The 15,044-nt window shown below is 67.7% G+C and carries 13 protein-coding genes and 1 pseudogene; 6 read left to right on the top strand and 8 right to left on the bottom strand.

Annotation, left to right across the window (positions count from 1 at the left end; all coding sequences use genetic code 11):
- Nucleotides 1-33 precede the first annotated feature (33 nt).
- The 4 genes from QF032_RS20100 to QF032_RS20085 all read right to left on the bottom strand — a co-directional run bounded on the left by QF032_RS20100 (nt 34) and on the right by QF032_RS20085 (nt 3,845).
- Nucleotides 34-552, bottom strand: coding sequence for an LppU/SCO3897 family protein (locus tag QF032_RS20100; RefSeq protein WP_307056906.1), 519 nt, complete (start codon nt 550-552; stop codon nt 34-36).
- A 109-nt stretch (nt 553-661) separates the two neighbouring features.
- Nucleotides 662-1,939, bottom strand: coding sequence for an MFS transporter (locus tag QF032_RS20095; protein ID WP_307056904.1), 1,278 nt, complete (start codon nt 1,937-1,939; stop codon nt 662-664).
- A gap of 95 nt (nt 1,940-2,034) precedes the next feature.
- Nucleotides 2,035-3,117 (bottom strand): inositol-3-phosphate synthase, encoded by a 1,083-nt coding sequence (locus tag QF032_RS20090; RefSeq protein WP_307044485.1) that lies wholly within the window; start codon nt 3,115-3,117, stop codon nt 2,035-2,037.
- Between the two features lie 44 nt (nt 3,118-3,161).
- The gene (locus QF032_RS20085) at nt 3,162-3,845 is read right to left on the bottom strand and encodes a PadR family transcriptional regulator (RefSeq protein WP_307056903.1); all 684 of its coding nucleotides are present in this window, start codon (nt 3,843-3,845) and stop codon (nt 3,162-3,164) included.
- A gap of 362 nt (nt 3,846-4,207) precedes the next feature.
- On the opposite strand from QF032_RS20085, the gene QF032_RS20080 reads away from it, so the two are divergent.
- Nucleotides 4,208-6,889 (top strand): transglycosylase domain-containing protein, encoded by a 2,682-nt coding sequence (locus tag QF032_RS20080; protein ID WP_307044481.1) that lies wholly within the window; start codon nt 4,208-4,210, stop codon nt 6,887-6,889.
- 142 nt (nt 6,890-7,031) lie between these two features.
- A complete protein-coding gene (locus QF032_RS20075; RefSeq protein ID WP_307044479.1) occupies nt 7,032-8,531 on the top strand; it encodes a glycosyltransferase family 87 protein in 1,500 nt (499 codons plus the stop codon).
- 80 nt (nt 8,532-8,611) lie between these two features.
- Here QF032_RS20075 and QF032_RS20070 read toward each other — a convergent pair whose 3' ends face one another.
- The 3 genes from QF032_RS20070 to QF032_RS20060 form a co-directional block, all read right to left on the bottom strand.
- Nucleotides 8,612-9,643: an alanine racemase gene (locus QF032_RS20070; protein WP_306950460.1), complete on the bottom strand. Its 1,032-nt coding sequence runs from the start codon at nt 9,641-9,643 to the stop codon at nt 8,612-8,614.
- Nucleotides 9,644-9,742: 99 nt separating this feature from the next.
- The gene (femX, locus tag QF032_RS20065; protein WP_057576592.1) at nt 9,743-10,864 is read right to left on the bottom strand and encodes a peptidoglycan bridge formation glycyltransferase FemX; all 1,122 of its coding nucleotides are present in this window, start codon (nt 10,862-10,864) and stop codon (nt 9,743-9,745) included.
- Between the two features lie 216 nt (nt 10,865-11,080).
- Nucleotides 11,081-11,392 carry a hypothetical protein gene (locus tag QF032_RS20060; protein WP_307044477.1) on the bottom strand — a complete coding sequence of 104 codons (312 nt, stop codon included), beginning with the start codon at nt 11,390-11,392 and terminating at the stop codon, nt 11,081-11,083.
- A gap of 287 nt (nt 11,393-11,679) precedes the next feature.
- On the opposite strand from QF032_RS20060, the gene rpsF reads away from it, so the two are divergent.
- The 4 genes from rpsF (at nt 11,680) to rplI (ending at nt 13,439) form a co-directional block, all read left to right on the top strand.
- Nucleotides 11,680-11,970 (top strand): 30S ribosomal protein S6, encoded by a 291-nt coding sequence (rpsF, locus tag QF032_RS20055; RefSeq protein WP_006604399.1) that lies wholly within the window; start codon nt 11,680-11,682, stop codon nt 11,968-11,970.
- Nucleotides 11,971-12,046: 76 nt separating this feature from the next.
- Nucleotides 12,047-12,655, top strand: coding sequence for a single-stranded DNA-binding protein (locus QF032_RS20050; protein WP_306950459.1), 609 nt, complete (start codon nt 12,047-12,049; stop codon nt 12,653-12,655).
- Nucleotides 12,656-12,737: 82 nt separating this feature from the next.
- Nucleotides 12,738-12,974: a 30S ribosomal protein S18 gene (gene rpsR, locus QF032_RS20045; protein ID WP_020130672.1), complete on the top strand. Its 237-nt coding sequence runs from the start codon at nt 12,738-12,740 to the stop codon at nt 12,972-12,974.
- 18 nt (nt 12,975-12,992) lie between these two features.
- Entirely contained in the window at nt 12,993-13,439 is a 447-nt protein-coding gene (gene rplI / locus QF032_RS20040; protein WP_107443001.1) for a 50S ribosomal protein L9, read from the top strand.
- Nucleotides 13,440-13,580: 141 nt separating this feature from the next.
- Here rplI and QF032_RS20035 read toward each other — a convergent pair.
- Nucleotides 13,581-14,919, bottom strand: a pseudogene (locus QF032_RS20035) (MATE family efflux transporter).
- Nucleotides 14,920-15,044 lie beyond the last annotated feature (125 nt).

Raw genomic sequence — 15,044 nt, 5'->3', positions numbered from 1 at the left:
TTCACGTGAAACACCGCCCCTCCGTGCGCTGCCCTACTTCTTCGTGTAGTCCTTCAGGCAGAGCAGGAAGTTGCTGCCGTCGCCGGTCTCGGTGTACGAGTACTGGAAGTCCTTGGCCTCTGCCTTGCACTTGCTGTCGGCCGTGAGCTCCGTGTACGTGCCCTTGACCTTCGCGAGCACGATGTACTGCGCCTGCGAGGAGTCGCACTTGACGACCTCGAGGTCGGGGTCGTTGTCGCTGCTGCTGCCGCGGTGCATGCAGTCGCCGACCGCTGCCGTGTTGGCGTCGTCCTGGCTCGATATGTAGGCGAAGATGGCCGCACTGATGACCGCGACGACGATGACGATGTTCTTGATCAGCTTGAAGCTGACCTTGCGGCGCGGCGGCTCCGGCGGAACCGCGCCGTAGGGGGCGGTGGGGTAGCCGGGCTGGCCGGGCTGCTGGGGGTAGCCGCTCTGCGGCGGGTAGGGCGCCTGGCCCTGGGGCTGGCCGTAGGGCTGCTGGCCCTGCTGCGCAAACGGGTTCTGGCCCTGGGGCGGCGGAGTCGACACTTGGGGGTCCCCCTAGAAACTTAGGTGTGGCGCGAAATCACTCGCGAAGTAAGACGCACGTAAGTTACCGGGCCCCACTGACAACGCCGTACCGGAGGGGGAGTCTGTGTCATTGATGTGACACGCGGCGACGTACAAAGCGGGCTATAGCGCAAGCATTTGCTCCGTAGATAACGGCGATCGTGACCACCAACGCAGCGGATCGGCCGTCAGGCGGCAGCATCAGGGCGGAGATTGCGGCGGCGCCGACGAACGCGACGTTGAACAGAACGTCGTAGAGAGAGAAGATCCGGCCGCGGAAGTCGTCCTCCACACGGGACTGGACGACGGTGTCGGTGGCGATCTTCGCGCCCTGGGTGACCAGCCCCAGCGCGAACGCGGCGACGAACGCGGCGGTCCGGGCGAAGGAGAGCATCAGCAGGGGCTCAAGGACGGCGGCCGTCGCGGAGCAGACGATGATCCAGCGGAGCGGGCCCAGCCGTCCCACCGCCGCGGGCGTCACCACCGCCGCGACGAAGAAGCCGGCTCCGGAGACGCCCACCGCGACTCCCAACAGGGCGAGCCCGTCGTCCGGGTCGGACGACCAGGCGTACCGGCACAGCATCAGCACCATGACGGTCAGGGCGCCGTAGCAGAACCGCGTCAGTGAGATCGAGACGAGCGCCCAGGCGGCCTCTCTGCGGCGCGGCTCGGAAAGATGCCGCACACCGGCCGAGAGGCCGCGGGCGGTGCCCCTGAGCGCGGTCACCAGCAGGGGGCGAGCCGGCGCACGGTCGGGCCCGAGCAGATCCGCCGCCATGGACAGGGACATGAGCGCGGCGCACAGATACAGCGCGCACGCCAGCAGGACCACCGCAGCGTCGGAGTCCGCGATCACCAGCCGTACGGCGAAGGCGAGACCACCGCCCGCGACCGCGGCCAGCGTGCCGGCCGTCGGCGAAAGGGAGTTGGCCATCACCAGCCGCTCGCCGTCGACCACGCGCGGAAGGGCCGCGGACAGGCCGGCGAGGACGAAGCGGTTGACTGCGGTGACGCACAGCGCGGAGACGTAGAAGAGCCAGTCGGGCACCTGGCTGACCATCAGGGCGGCCGTCGCGCAGGCCAGCAGGGCGCGCAACAGGTTGCCGTGGAGGAAGACCTGCCGGCGGCGCCAGCGGTCCAGGAGGACACCGGCGAAGGGACCGACCAGCGAGTAGGGCAGCAGCAGGACCGCCATGGCGGAGGCGATCGCGGTGGCCGAAGCCTGCTTCTCCGGGGAGAACACGACGTAGGTGGCGAGCGCGAGCTGGTAGACACCGTCCGCGCACTGGGAGAGCAGCCGCACGGCGAGCAGGCGACGGAAGTTCCCGAAGCGCAGCAGGACGCGCAGATCACGGACGACGGCCATGGGCACAGCCTCACACAAGGGAAAGGGTCCCCGGGTCGGATGACCCGGGGACCCTTCTCAGCCCTGGCAGGAGCGAATTTCCGTTCGGGGTCGGGCTAGCGCTCGACCTCGCCGCGGATGAACTTCTCGACGTTGGCGTAGGCCTCGTCGTCGAAGTACTGGACCGGCGGGGACTTCATGAAGTAGCTCGACGCCGACAGGATCGGGCCGCCGATGCCGCGGTCCTTCGCGATCTTCGCGGCGCGCAGGGCGTCGATGATGACACCCGCGGAGTTCGGGGAGTCCCACACCTCGAGCTTGTACTCGAGGTTCAGGGGGACGTCGCCGAAGGCACGGCCCTCGAGGCGGACGTACGCCCACTTGCGGTCGTCCAGCCAGGCCACGTAGTCCGAGGGACCGATGTGGACGTTCTTCTCGCCCAGCTCGCGGTCGGGGATCTGCGAGGTGACGGCCTGCGTCTTCGAGATCTTCTTGGACTCGAGGCGGTCGCGCTCCAGCATGTTCTTGAAGTCCATGTTGCCGCCGACGTTGAGCTGCATGGTGCGCTCGAGTCGGACACCGCGGTCCTCGAACAGCTTCGCCATCACGCGGTGCGTGATGGTGGCGCCGACCTGGGACTTGATGTCGTCGCCGACGATCGGGACGCCCGCCTCGGTGAACTTGTCCGCCCACTCCTTGGTGCCGGCGATGAAAACCGGGAGGGCGTTGACGAACGCGACCTTGGCGTCGATGGCGCACTGGGCGTAGAACTTCGCCGCGGCCTCGGAGCCGACGGGCAGGTAGCAGACGAGGACGTCCACCTGCCGGTCCTTGAGGATCTGGACCACATCGACCGGGGCCTCGGAGGACTCCTCGATGGTCTCGCGGTAGTACTTGCCGAGACCGTCCAAGGTGTGGCCGCGCTGGACCGTGATGCCCTTGTTCGGGACGTCGCAGATCTTGATGGTGTTGTTCTCGCTGGCGCCGATGGCGTCCGAGAGGTCGAGGCCGACCTTCTTCGCGTCGACGTCGAAAGCCGCGACGAATTCGACGTCACCGACGTGGTAGTCCCCGAACTGCACGTGCATCAGGCCCGGCACCTTGGTCGCCGGGTCGGCGTCCTTGTAGTACTCGACGCCCTGCACCAGCGATGCCGCGCAGTTGCCCACGCCGACGATGGCTACGCGAACCGAACCCATTCCGGTTGCTCCCTGTGTGTACGAGTGAGGCCCTGAGTGGGCGCTCACGTGGCGGTGTCGTCGGGCGAATCCGTCCCGGGGGTGTCCCCGGGACGGGGCAGGACGCCCGTCGATCCAGATGTGATGTTCTGCTGAGCGGGCCCCCCGGAGTCGGAACCCTTCAGGTCCCGTCCGGCCCGCTCGCTCTCGATGAGCTCGTTCAGCCAGCGCACTTCGCGCTCCACGGACTCCATTCCGTGGCGCTGGAGCTCGAGCGTGTAGTCGTCGAGGCGCTCCCGCGTGCGCACCAGGGAGGCGCGCATCTTCTCGAGGCGCTCCTCCAGCCGGCTGCGGCGGCCCTCCAGCACGCGCATGCGCACATCGCGCGACGTCTGCCCGAAGAAGGCGAAACGAGCGGCGAAGGTCTCGTCCTCATACGCGTCGGGGCCGGTCTGCGACAGCAGTTCCTCGAAGTGCTCCTTACCCTCCGCCGTCAGACGGTAGACGATCTTGGCGCGCCGCCCGGTGAGGGGAGCGGCAAGGGCGTCCTCGGAGGTGTGCCCCGGCTCTTCGATCAACCAGCCGTTGGCGACCAGCGTCTTGAGGCAGGGGTAGAGCGTGCCGTAGCTGAAAGCACGGAACACGCCCAGTGACGTATTGAGTCGTTTGCGCAGCTCATAGCCGTGCATCGGGGACTCGCGGAGCAGCCCGAGGACGGCGAACTCGAGGATCCCGGAACGCCGGCTCATCGTCGCCTCCCCTCGGTTCGTCTCTGAGTATCTCGCGCTGATGTATCGACTCGATACATCTCGACGATAGAACGGCCTTCCGGATGCGACAAGAGGGGAAACGGTGAACGGGATCACATCGCGGATTAGTTGGAGGCAGGTTGTCTGATTTGGGATGAACTTCGGGGCTAGGCGGGTTTTGGCGGTGCGTAGTCTGTGCGCCATGCACACCACCGGGACCCATGAGACGCCGGGGGGCGTCGAGGTCCTCGGTGCAGTACGGGTGAATGCGCGACCGACCGCGTCCGTACTTTGGGGGGACAGGAAACCAGCCGCCTTTTCCAGGCGCGCACGGATGCGCCTGCCCGAGGAGTAATCGTTCGATGAGCGAGCACCGTCGCAAACCGCCGCAGCCGCAGGGAGGCGGACGTGCCGCGGCCCGACGCGGCCAGTCCGGTCCGTCCTCCGGCCGCCGCGCGGCACCGCGAGGCGCCACCGGATCTCCCTCCGACTACGGGTTGGGGCAAGGGGCCGGAGGCGAGGAGCAGCCGCTCGGCAGCCGCGCCGACGCCCGACGCACGTCCCAGAGGAACGCGGGCGGACGGCGTAGAGCGGCCGAGCCCGCGGGGGGCCGCCGTGGCGGCTCCACCGGCCCGGGCCGGGGCAGAGGGCGTGCCACGCCCGACCGGAAGCGTCTGATCGACTATCCGCGCGCCGGGAGAGACGGCTGGCAGCGCTGGGTGCCGTCCTGGAAGCTCGTCGCCGGCCTGTTCGTCGGTTTCGTCGGCAGCCTGGTGGCCGTGGCGGGCATCGGTTACGCGATGGTGGGCATCCCGGACATCGCCAAGACGGCGACGGCGCAGAACAACGTCTACTACTGGAAGGACGGCAGCCAGATGGTTGCCACCGGTGGGGAGACGAACCGGCAGAACATCGACCTCTCGCAGATCCCGGAGGAGATGCGCTGGGCGGTGATCTCGCAGGAGAACAAGACCTTCTACGACGACAGCGGCATCGACCCCAAGGGCATCGCCCGCGCCGTGTTCAACATGGCGCGGGGCGGACAGACGCAGGGCGGATCGACGATCACCCAGCAGTACGTCAAGAACGCGATGCTCAACGACCAGTCGCAGACGATTTCCCGGAAGTTCAAGGAGATCTTCGTGTCCATCAAGGTGGGCGCCGAGGTCGACAAGAACCAGATCATGGCCGGCTACCTGAACTCGGCGTACTACGGGCGCAACGCCTACGGCATCCAAGCCGCCGCGCGCGCCTATTTCGACAAGGACGCGATCAAGCTCAACCCGGGTGAGTGCGCCTTCCTGGCCGCCATGCTGAAGGGCGCCACGTACTACGACCCGGCCGGCGCGACCTCCGTCGACCCGGTCGGCGCCACGCCCGCCGCCAACAGCAAGCGGGCCCTGCGCCAGATGCAGGACACGCTCGACAAGATGGTCGAGTACGGCCATCTGGACGCCTCGGTGCGGGCCAAGTTCACAACCCTCCCCAAGTGGGAGAACCCCCGGTCGAACACCGACCTCAAGGGTCAGGTGGGCTATCTCGTCGACCTCGCCAACGGTTACCTGGTCACCAACAGCAAGAAGACCGGGATCACCCAGGAGTCGCTGCAGCAGGGCGGTTACTCGATCTACACGACCTTCGACCATGACAAGGTCACGAAGCTCGAGGAGTCGGTCAAGAAGGTCCAGAAGGCCAACATCAAGCCGAAGCAGAGGCCGGATACGGACACCCACGTGCAGTTCGGCGGGGCGTCCGTTGAACCGTCCACCGGTGCCATCCGGGCCATCTACGGCGGTGAGGACGCCACCAAGCACTTCACCGACAACGCCGACCAGACCGGCGCGCAGGTCGGTTCGACGTTCAAGCCGTTCGTGCTGGCGGCCGCGATGACCTGGGGTGTGCGCGACAAGGATCTAGGGTCGTCGCAGGCGCAGGACGAGCGCACCATCGTCTCGCCGAAGAGCCTGTTCAGCGGCCAGAACAAGCTCAAGATCAGGAACTATGACGGTTCGGTCTGGAAGAACGAGAAGGGCGAGGAGTGGCTGCAGACGAATGACGGAAACGTCTCGCTCGGCACCCCGCCCAAGTTCAAGATCGACCTGCGTGAGGCGATGCGCGAGTCGGTGAACTCCGCCTTCGTGCAGCTGGGCATGGACGTCGGGCTGGACAAGGTGAAGGACTCCGCCACGAGTGCGGGTCTGAAGCCGTCCAGCCTGACCAACAGCGGCTTCCCGTCGTTCTCGATCGGTATCTCCGACCCGAGCGCGATCCGGATGGCGGGCGCGTACGCCACCTTCGCCGCCAGCGGCAAGCAGCGCGACCCGTACTCCGTGGAGAAGGTCACGAGCGAGAAGGGCCAGATCTTCACGCACGAGAACGAGACGAAGCAGGCGTTCACCGAGAAGGTCGCCGACAACGTCACGGACGTGCTGAGGACCGTGGTCGAGAAGGGCACCGGTACCAACGCCCAGCTTCCCGGCCGTCAGGTCGCGGGCAAGACCGGTACCACCGACGGCAACAAGTCGGCCTGGTTCGTGGGCTACACCCCGCAGCTGTCGACCGCGGTGAGCATGTTCCGCTACGACGACGACGAGTCGAACAAGAACCGTACCTTCCTGAAGATGTTCGGCACGGGTGGCCAGAAGAAGATCCACGGCGCCTCGTTCCCGGCGCAGATCTGGCACGACTACATGGCCGAAGCGTTGGAGGGCACCCCGGCGAAGGACTTCCCGGAGCCCGAGCCCATTGGTGAGGTGGTCAACGCGGATCCGTCGCCGTCGCCGTCGCCGTCGGCTTCCGAAACCGAGGAAGAGAAGCCGTCGCCGTCCCCGACGCCCAGTCAGCCACAGGTCGAACCCTCGCCCTCCGTGTCGGAGACCTGCAACCGCTTCTTCGGGTGCGACGACGAAAGCAACGGCGGGACGAACAACGGCAACGGCAACGGCGGCAATGGCGGTAATGGCGGCAGCAGCCCGTCGCCGAGTACGTCGGATCCCGAAGGCGATAGCAGAGGTACCGGGTTCTTCGGGGGGCCAGCCGGTTAGCCGTAGACCGGCCGGCTCGTCGTCCGGCTTGGGTGTTTCACGTGAAACATGCGCATGTTTCACGTGAAACGAGGGCCGGTCCACCGCACCAGGTGGGGCGGCCCTCGGCGTTTACCTAGGTCTGTACGGCAGGATGTCGCCCATGCCCAGTGCAGAATCGACGCCGGCCCGCGTGAATGAGCCGGATCCGGTAAAGCCGACGAGCGACGACCCGGTGGCCGCGGCCGGCAGTGAGCTGATCGGCGGTCCCCTCGGCCGACGAGCCCTGCTGGGGACGTCCTGGTGGACCCCCGTACGGATCATCGCGCTCGTGGCGATCGGGATGTTCGCCCTAGGACTGATCCAGAAGGCGCCCTGCTACAACGGCGGCTGGTTCTTCGGCGCCAGTTCCCAGTACACGCACGCCTGCTACTCGGACATCCCGCACCTCTACCAGGGGCGCGGCTTCGCCGACGGACTCGTGCCGTACTTCGACAAGCTCCCCGGCGACATGGACTACCTCGAGTATCCGGTGCTGACCGGCGTGTTCATGGAGGTGGCCAACTGGCTCACGCCGGGCAGCGGCAGCATCCAGCACCAGGAGCAGTGGTACTGGATGGTCAACGCCGGGATGCTGATGGCGTGCGCCGCCGTCATCGCCGTCTGTGTGACCCGCACGCACGCCCGGCGGCCGTGGGACGGTCTGCTGGTCGCCCTGGCACCCGCCGTCGCGCTAACCGCGACCATCAACTGGGACCTGCTGGCGGTCGCTCTGACGGCCCTGGCCATGCTCATGTGGTCCAGGGGGCGGGCGCTGGCGTTCGGTCTCCTGCTGGGGCTTGCCACAGCCGCAAAGCTCTATCCGGTCTTCCTGCTCGGTCCGCTGTTCGTGCTGTGCTGGCGTGCCGGGAAGTGGCGGGACTTCGGCAAGGCGCTGGGGGGTGCGGCCGTGGCCTGGCTCGTGGTGAACCTGCCGGTCATGCTCTTCGCCTTCGACGGATGGTCCAAGTTCTACCGGTTCAGCCAGGAGCGGGGCGTCGACTTCGGCTCTTTCTGGCTGATCCTGGCCCAGAACTCCAGCGACCCGCTCACCACCGGCAGCGTCAACACGCTCGCCACGCTGCTGGTCGTGCTGTGCGCCGTGGGTATCGCGGCGCTCACGCTGACCGCGCCGCGCCGTCCCCGCTTCGCTCAGCTGGCCTTCCTGATCGTCGCGGCCTTCATCCTGACCAACAAGGTCTACTCGCCGCAGTACGTTCTGTGGCTGGTGCCGCTGGCGGTGCTCGCCCGGCCGAAGTGGCGGGACTTCCTGATCTGGCAGGCCTGCGAGGTCGCGTACTTCCTGGGCATCTGGATGTACCTCGCGTACACGACCAGTGGCGACGCCCACAAGGGCCTGCCGACCGACGGCTACCACTGGGCCATCGGCGTCCACCTGCTGGGGACGCTCTACCTGTGCGGCGTGGTGGTGCGCGACATCCTGATGCCGGAACGGGACGTGGTGCGTCTGGGCGGCGACGACGATCCCTCGGGCGGGGTGCTCGACGGAGCGGAGGACGTCTTCGTCCTGGGCTCGGCCGCCCATCCGCCCCGGCACGCCTCACACTTCGACGGCCCCCAGGTGGACTGGGGCAAGCAGGACGTCATCGAGGGTTCGCCGTGAGCGAACACCACACCGGACGGACCTGACAGAGGCCGTACGCGGAGGTTCCGCGTACGGCCTCTGTTCCGTCCGTCAGCCGCTCAGCGGTCCACGAGCCGGTCGAACTGGGTGGTCGTGTGCCGCAGATGGGCCACCAGCTCGTCGCCGACGTGCGGCTCCGGCGCGTCCGACGGCACGAACAGGATGGAGACCTGCATGTGCGGCGGCTCGGCGAACCAGCGCTGCTTGCCGCCCCAGACGAACGGCGAGAGGTTCCGGTTCACGGTGGCGAGACCGGCGCGTGCGACGCCCTTGGCGCGCGGCATGACGCCGTGCAGGGCCTTGGGGGCCTCCAGGCCCACCCCGTGCGACGTACCGCCCGCCACGACCACCAGGAAACCGTCCGAGGCGGCTTTCTGCTGCCGGTAGCCGAAGCGGTCCCCCTTGGCGACCTTGGTGACGTCCAGGACGGCGCCGCGGTACTCGGTGGCGTCGTGGTCCCCGAGCCACAGCCGCGTGCCGATCCGGGCGCGGAAGCGGGTCTGCGGGAACTGCTGCTGCAACCGGGCGAGTTCGTCCGCCTTGAGGTGGCTGACGAACATCGTGTGCAGCGGCAGGCGGGCCGCCCGCAGCCGGTCCATCCAGCCGATGACCTCCTCGACGGCGTCGGAGCCATCGGTGCGGTCCAGCGGCAGGTGGATGGCGAAGCCCTCCAGCCGGACGTTCTCGATGGCCGCGTGCAACTGCGGCAGGTCCTGCTCGCTGATGCCGTGCCGCTTCATCGACGACATCACCTCGATGACCACACGGGCCCCCACGAGCCCGTACACGCCGTCGACCGACGACACCGAGCGCACGACCCGGTCGGGCAGCGGCACGGGCTCCTCACCACGCCGGTAGGGCGTCAGCACCAGGAGGTCGCCGCCGAAGAAGTCCTTGATGCGCGCGGCCTCGTACGTCGTGCCGACGGCGAGGACGTCCGAACCCAGCCGGGTGGCCTCCTCCGCCAGCCGGTCGTGCCCGAAGCCGTAGCCGTTGCCCTTGCAGACCGGTACGAGCCCCGGGAACTGCTCCTGCACGTGCTTGTGGTGCGCCCGCCAGCGCGCGGTGTCGACGTAGAGCGTGAGCGCCATGGCCGGACCTGGGACCTTTCTCGTGGCTGCGGTTGTGGGGGAGGTGCGTCAGAGATGTCGGAGGTGTCAGAGACATGCAAGCACTGAACGTGACTGACGTCAGCGGCGCGACATGTAGATGTCGAGCGCCTTGTGGAGCAGCTTGTTCAGCGGGAAGTCCCACTCACCGAGGTACTCGGCGGCCTGGCCGCCCGTACCGACCTTGAACTGGATCAGGCCGAAGAGGTGGTCGGTCTCGTCCAGCGAGTCGGAGATGCCCCGCAGGTCGTAGACGGTGGCGCCGAGCGCGTAGGCGTCGCGCAGCATGCGCCACTGCATGGCGTTCGACGGACGGAACTCACGGCCGATGTTGTCGGAGGCGCCGTAGGAGTACCAGACGTGTCCGCCGACGATCAGCATGGTGGCCGCCGAGAGGTTCACGCCGTTGTGGCGGGCGAAGTACAGCCGCATCCGGTTGGGGTCCTCGGAGTTGAGGGCCGTCCACATGCGCTGGAAGTACGACAGCGGGCGCGGCCGGAAGTGGTCGCGCACGGCCGTGATCTCGTACAGCCGCTGCCATTCCTCGAGGTCGTGGTAGCCACCCTGGACGACCTCGACGCCGGCCTTCTCGGCCTTCTTGATGTTGCGGCGCCACAGCTGGTTGAAGTTCTTGTGGACCTCTTCAAGGGAACGGTTCGCCAGCGGCACCTGGTAGACGTAGCGCGGCTGGACGTCGCCGAAGCCGGCTCCGCCGTCCTCTCCCTGCTGCCAGCCCATGCGGCGCAGTTTGTCGGCCACCTCGAAGGCGCGCGGCTCGATGAAATCGGCCTCGATGTCGCGCAGCCGCTTCACGTCCGGGCTCTGGATGCCGGCCTTGATGGAGGTGGCCTCCCAGCGGCGGATGATCACCGGCGGACCCATCTTCACCGAGAACGCGCCCTGCTGCTTGAGGTGCGCCAGCATCGGTTCCAGCCACTCGGTGAGATTCGGCGCGTACCAGTTGATGACCGGGCCCTCGGGCAGATAGGCGAGGTAGCGCTTGATCTTGGGCAGCTGGCGGTAGAGGACGAGACCCGCGCCGACCAGTTCCCCGGTCCGCTCGTCGAACCAGCCGAGGCTCTCCGACCGCCACTCGGCCTTGACGTCGGCCCAGGCCGGAACCTGCATGTGGCTCGCCGACGGCAGGCTCTGGATGTATGCCAGATGCTGCTCGCGGCTGATCGTCCTCAGGGTCAGGCTCATTCGGGGCGCTCCTCGGGCTGGTGTGTCCCCATGGGTTCAGGGGCTCCGGCTCTCGCGCCGAAGCCTACTGCGCCTTTCGAGCGGCCTGACTGGGCGTAGGGAACCTGCGCCCCGGCCCGTGCGCGGCCGGGGCGTTCCGTCTGGGTTCGTGGGTGTTCCGGGTGTCCTACGGGACGCGGGAGACCCGGGGCGCCGCGGCCGGCGGCGCCGGCCGGGTCACCAGAGTCCGCCGAAGAGTCCGCCGTGCGCCATGCCGATGAAGAAGCCGAAGCCCGCGGCGCCTAGCCCCAGGATCAGACCGAAGCGTTCACGGGTGGTCTCGGAGACCCACTGCCCGTACGCGCCCGTCAGGATCCCGACCAGGCCGGTCCAGGAGCTGAGCAGATGCAGGCTGTGGAAGAACGACGTGATGAAGGCCGTCAGTCCGAGCACCAGCGTCACCGCGAGCAGCGCGTCCTGGAGCGGATGGGGTCTGTCGTCGGTGGCGAAGAGAGATCCGGCGGTATTGGGTCGCAATGCCTGTGCCATACGGCACCTCCTGCGGAAGGCGGCGCATCGTAGCGCCATACACACCCGACGTGTACAGATTGACGGTCCCCCACGCCGGATTTCAACCGGAAGCGTGTGTGCAGGTACTCTGTACCCTCTGCACCGGTGTCTGCCCAGGCCATGCCAGGGAGTCCGCCCAGCTCAGATCGAGGATGTCGCCAGCCGACCCCCGATTGTCAGTGGCGGCCGATACCGTTGCGAACGCATCACAACCCTCCTGCCACGGATCGACCGTGGCCGCTGAGTCCAAAGGAGGTGGGTTCCACATGCGTCACTACGAGGTGATGGTCATCCTCGACCCCGATCTCGAGGAGCGCGCTGTCTCCCCGCTGATCGAGAACTTCCTCTCCGTCGTCCGTGAGGGCAACGGAAAGGTCGAGAAGGTCGACACCTGGGGCCGTCGTCGTCTCTCGTACGAGATCAAGAAGAAGCCCGAGGGCATCTACTCGGTCATCGACCTGCAGGCCGAGCCTGCGGTCGTCAAGGAGCTCGACCGCCAGATGAACCTGAACGAGTCGGTCCTCCGGACCAAGGTCCTCCGCCCCGAGACCCACTGAGCTCACGCTCAGCTGATCTCGGGATTCCGAGTAGCAGCACCAGCAGCCAGCAGCAAACCCGCCGAGAGGTTCCCCCATGGCAGGCGAGACCGTCATCACGGTCGTCGGCAATCTTGTCGACGACCCCGAGCTGCGCTTCACCCCCTCCGGTGCGGCGGTCGCGAAGTTCCGTGTCGCGTCCACTCCCCGCACCTTCGACCGCCAGACGAACGAGTGGAAGGACGGCGAGAGCCTGTTCCTGACCTGCTCGGTCTGGCGTCAGGCGGCGGAGAACGTCGCGGAGTCGCTCCAGCGAGGCATGCGCGTCATCGTGCAGGGCCGGCTGAAGCAGCGGTCCTACGAGGACCGTGAGGGCGTCAAGCGCACGGTCTACGAGCTGGACGTCGAGGAAGTCGGCGCCAGCCTGCGCAGTGCCACGGCCAAGGTCACCAAGGCCTCCGGCCGCAGTGGCCAGGGTGGCCAGGGTGGTTACGGCGGCGGTGGCGGTGGCGGCCAGGGTGGCGGCGGCTGGGGTGGCAACTCCGGCGGCGGCCAGCAGGGCGGCGGCGCTCCGGCCGACGACCCCTGGGCGACCGGCGCTCCCGCCGGCGGCCAGCAGGGCGGCAGCGGTGGCGGTGGCGGCGGCTGGGGTGGCAACTCCGGCGGTGCCAGCGGCGGCGGCTACTCGGACGAACCCCCCTTCTAGGCCTTCGGGCCCGGCTTGTCCGGGCCCGACCGGGTCGAAGGCGGGTCGTATCCCCACTTCTTGATCACACAGGAGAAACACCATGGCGAAGCCGCCTGTGCGCAAGCCTAAGAAGAAGGTCTGCGCTTTTTGCAAGGACAAGGTCACGTACGTGGACTACAAGGACACGAACATGCTGCGGAAGTTCATTTCCGACCGCGGCAAGATCCGTGCCCGCCGCGTGACCGGCAACTGCACGCAGCACCAGCGTGACGTCGCCACGGCCGTCAAGAACAGCCGTGAGATGGCGCTGCTGCCCTACACCGCCCAGGCGCGATAAGGGAAGGGTGACCGACAAATGAAGATCATCCTCACTCACGAGGTCTCCGGCCTCGGCGCCGCGGGTGACGTCGTCGACGTCAAGGACGGCTACGCTCGCAACTACCTGATCCCGCGGAACTTCGCGATCCGTTGGACCAAGGGTGGCGAGAAGGACGTCGAGCAGATCCGTCGCGCTCGCAAGATCCACGAGATCCAGACCATCGAGCAGGCCAACGCTGTGAAGGCCCAGCTCGAGGGCGTCAGGGTTCGTCTGGCCGTCCGCTCCGGCGACGCCGGTCGTCTCTTCGGTTCCGTCACCCCGGCCGACGTCGCCTCGGCGATCAAGGCTTCCGGTGGCCCCGAGGTCGACAAGCGCCGCATCGAGCTCGGCTCGCCGATCAAGACCCTGGGCGCTCACGAGACTTCCGTGCGTCTGCACCCCGAGGTTGCCGCCAAGGTCAACATCGAGGTCGTCGCGGCCTGATCGCTGCGCTCGCCCGGCTCGCAGAGCCGGGAATCGGCTTGAGAGCTGAGGAGGGGCCGTACCCATAGGGGTGCGGCCCCTTCCGCTTGCCTGTTTCACGTGAAACGCCGACCGGGCGACCCGCGGTTTCACGTCAAACAGTCAACGGGCCGCACCAGTGATGACCCAGCGCCCCGAGCGGGCCCGCAGCCAGAGGGTGACCATCCGCACGGTCATCATCAACGTCATCGCTCCCCATACCGCGGTCAGGCCGCCGCCGAGGACCGGAACCAGCAGTGCCACGGGAGTGAAGACGGCCAGCGTGGCCACCATCGCCCAAGCCAGATAGGGGCCGTCTCCCGCACCCATCAGCACACCGTCCAGTACGAAGACGATGCCGCAGAGGGGCTGGGAGAGCGCCACCAGGAGCAGAGCGGGCAACGCGGCGTCCTTCACCGCCTGGTCGCTGGTGAACAGTGGCAGGAACAGCGGCCGGGCGACGACGACCAGCAGGCCGAGGGCCACACCCACGGCGATGCCCCACTCGACCATACGACGGCAGACATCCCGCGCGCCCTGGGCGTCATCGGCCCCCAGGTACCGCCCGATGATGGCTTGGCCGGCGATGGCGATGGCATCGAGGGCGAAAGCGAGCAGGCTCCACAGCCCCAGAGCGATCTGATGGGCTGCGATGTCGTCGTCCCCGAGACGGGCGGCCACGGCGGTGGCGATCATCAGAATCGCTCGCAGGGACAGCGTGCGGACCAGCAGGGGGGCCCCGGCCTGGGCCGACGCCCTGATGCCGACGGCATCAGGCCGCAGTGACGCACCGTGACGGCGGGCTCCCCGGACCACCACCGCGAGATAGACCACGGCCATGGCCCACTGGGCGATGACGGTGCCCCAGGCGGATCCTGCGATGCCGAGATCCGCACCATAGACGAGTGCGGCGTTCAGTGCGCCGTTGGCGATGAATCCGCCGACGGCGACGTAGAGGGGTGTCCTCGTGTCCTGGAGTCCGCGCAGAACTCCGGTCGCCGCCAGGACGACGAGCATGGCCGGGATGCCGAGGGCCGAGATGCGCAGATAGGTCGTGGCGTATGGCGCGGCCGTGTCTGATGCGCCGAAGAGGTCAACGAGAGACGGGGCGCCGGGAAGGACGGCGATGATCACGGCGGCGCCCAGCAGCAGCGCCAGCCAGATGCCGTCCATGCCCTGCCGGATGGCAGCCGGAAGGTCGCCGGAGCCGACGCGGCGGGGCAACGGCTGCGGTGGTGGCGTAGGCGAGGAAGACGAAGACGCTGACGGCGGTCGTCAGGAGGGCGGAGGCGATGCCGAGCCCGGCCAGTTGGGCGGTGCCGAGATGGCCGACGATCGCGCTGTCGGCCATGACGAAGAGCGGCTCGGCGACGAGTGCGCCGAACGCCGGCACGGCCAGTGCGAGGATCTCGCGATCGTGTCGGCGCCGGGGGGCCTTGGCGGGCGCGGGAGCCTGTGTCATGAGCACTAATCTAATCGTCCACAGGTAAGAGATGCAATTGTTCAGTGACCCTTACTCGGCGTTGTGTTCCGCTCCTTCTCGCGCGCCGTTCGAAGGGATCTTGGTCCGACCGGGCAACTTTTTCT

The organism is Streptomyces achromogenes (assembly GCF_030816715.1).
GTDB lineage: Bacteria > Actinomycetota > Actinomycetes > Streptomycetales > Streptomycetaceae > Streptomyces > Streptomyces achromogenes_A.
The sequence above is the reverse complement of the archived record's forward strand: the minus strand, read 5'-3'. Positions and strand labels throughout refer to the sequence as shown.

Coding starts and splice junctions, on each gene's coding strand:
- QF032_RS20060 (WP_307044477.1), bottom strand. CDS start 11,392: ATGGCACAGGCATTGCGACCCAATACCGCCGGATCTCTCTTCGCCACC.
- femX (WP_057576592.1), bottom strand. CDS start 10,864: ATGAGCCTGACCCTGAGGACGATCAGCCGCGAGCAGCATCTGGCATAC.
- rpsF (WP_006604399.1), top strand. CDS start 11,680: ATGCGTCACTACGAGGTGATGGTCATCCTCGACCCCGATCTCGAGGAG.
- QF032_RS20095 (WP_307056904.1), bottom strand. CDS start 1,939: ATGGCCGTCGTCCGTGATCTGCGCGTCCTGCTGCGCTTCGGGAACTTC.
- QF032_RS20070 (WP_306950460.1), bottom strand. CDS start 9,643: ATGGCGCTCACGCTCTACGTCGACACCGCGCGCTGGCGGGCGCACCAC.
- QF032_RS20080 (WP_307044481.1), top strand. CDS start 4,208: ATGAGCGAGCACCGTCGCAAACCGCCGCAGCCGCAGGGAGGCGGACGT.
- QF032_RS20090 (WP_307044485.1), bottom strand. CDS start 3,117: ATGGGTTCGGTTCGCGTAGCCATCGTCGGCGTGGGCAACTGCGCGGCA.
- QF032_RS20050 (WP_306950459.1), top strand. CDS start 12,047: ATGGCAGGCGAGACCGTCATCACGGTCGTCGGCAATCTTGTCGACGAC.
- QF032_RS20075 (WP_307044479.1), top strand. CDS start 7,032: ATGCCCAGTGCAGAATCGACGCCGGCCCGCGTGAATGAGCCGGATCCG.
- rpsR (WP_020130672.1), top strand. CDS start 12,738: ATGGCGAAGCCGCCTGTGCGCAAGCCTAAGAAGAAGGTCTGCGCTTTT.
- QF032_RS20085 (WP_307056903.1), bottom strand. CDS start 3,845: ATGAGCCGGCGTTCCGGGATCCTCGAGTTCGCCGTCCTCGGGCTGCTC.
- rplI (WP_107443001.1), top strand. CDS start 12,993: ATGAAGATCATCCTCACTCACGAGGTCTCCGGCCTCGGCGCCGCGGGT.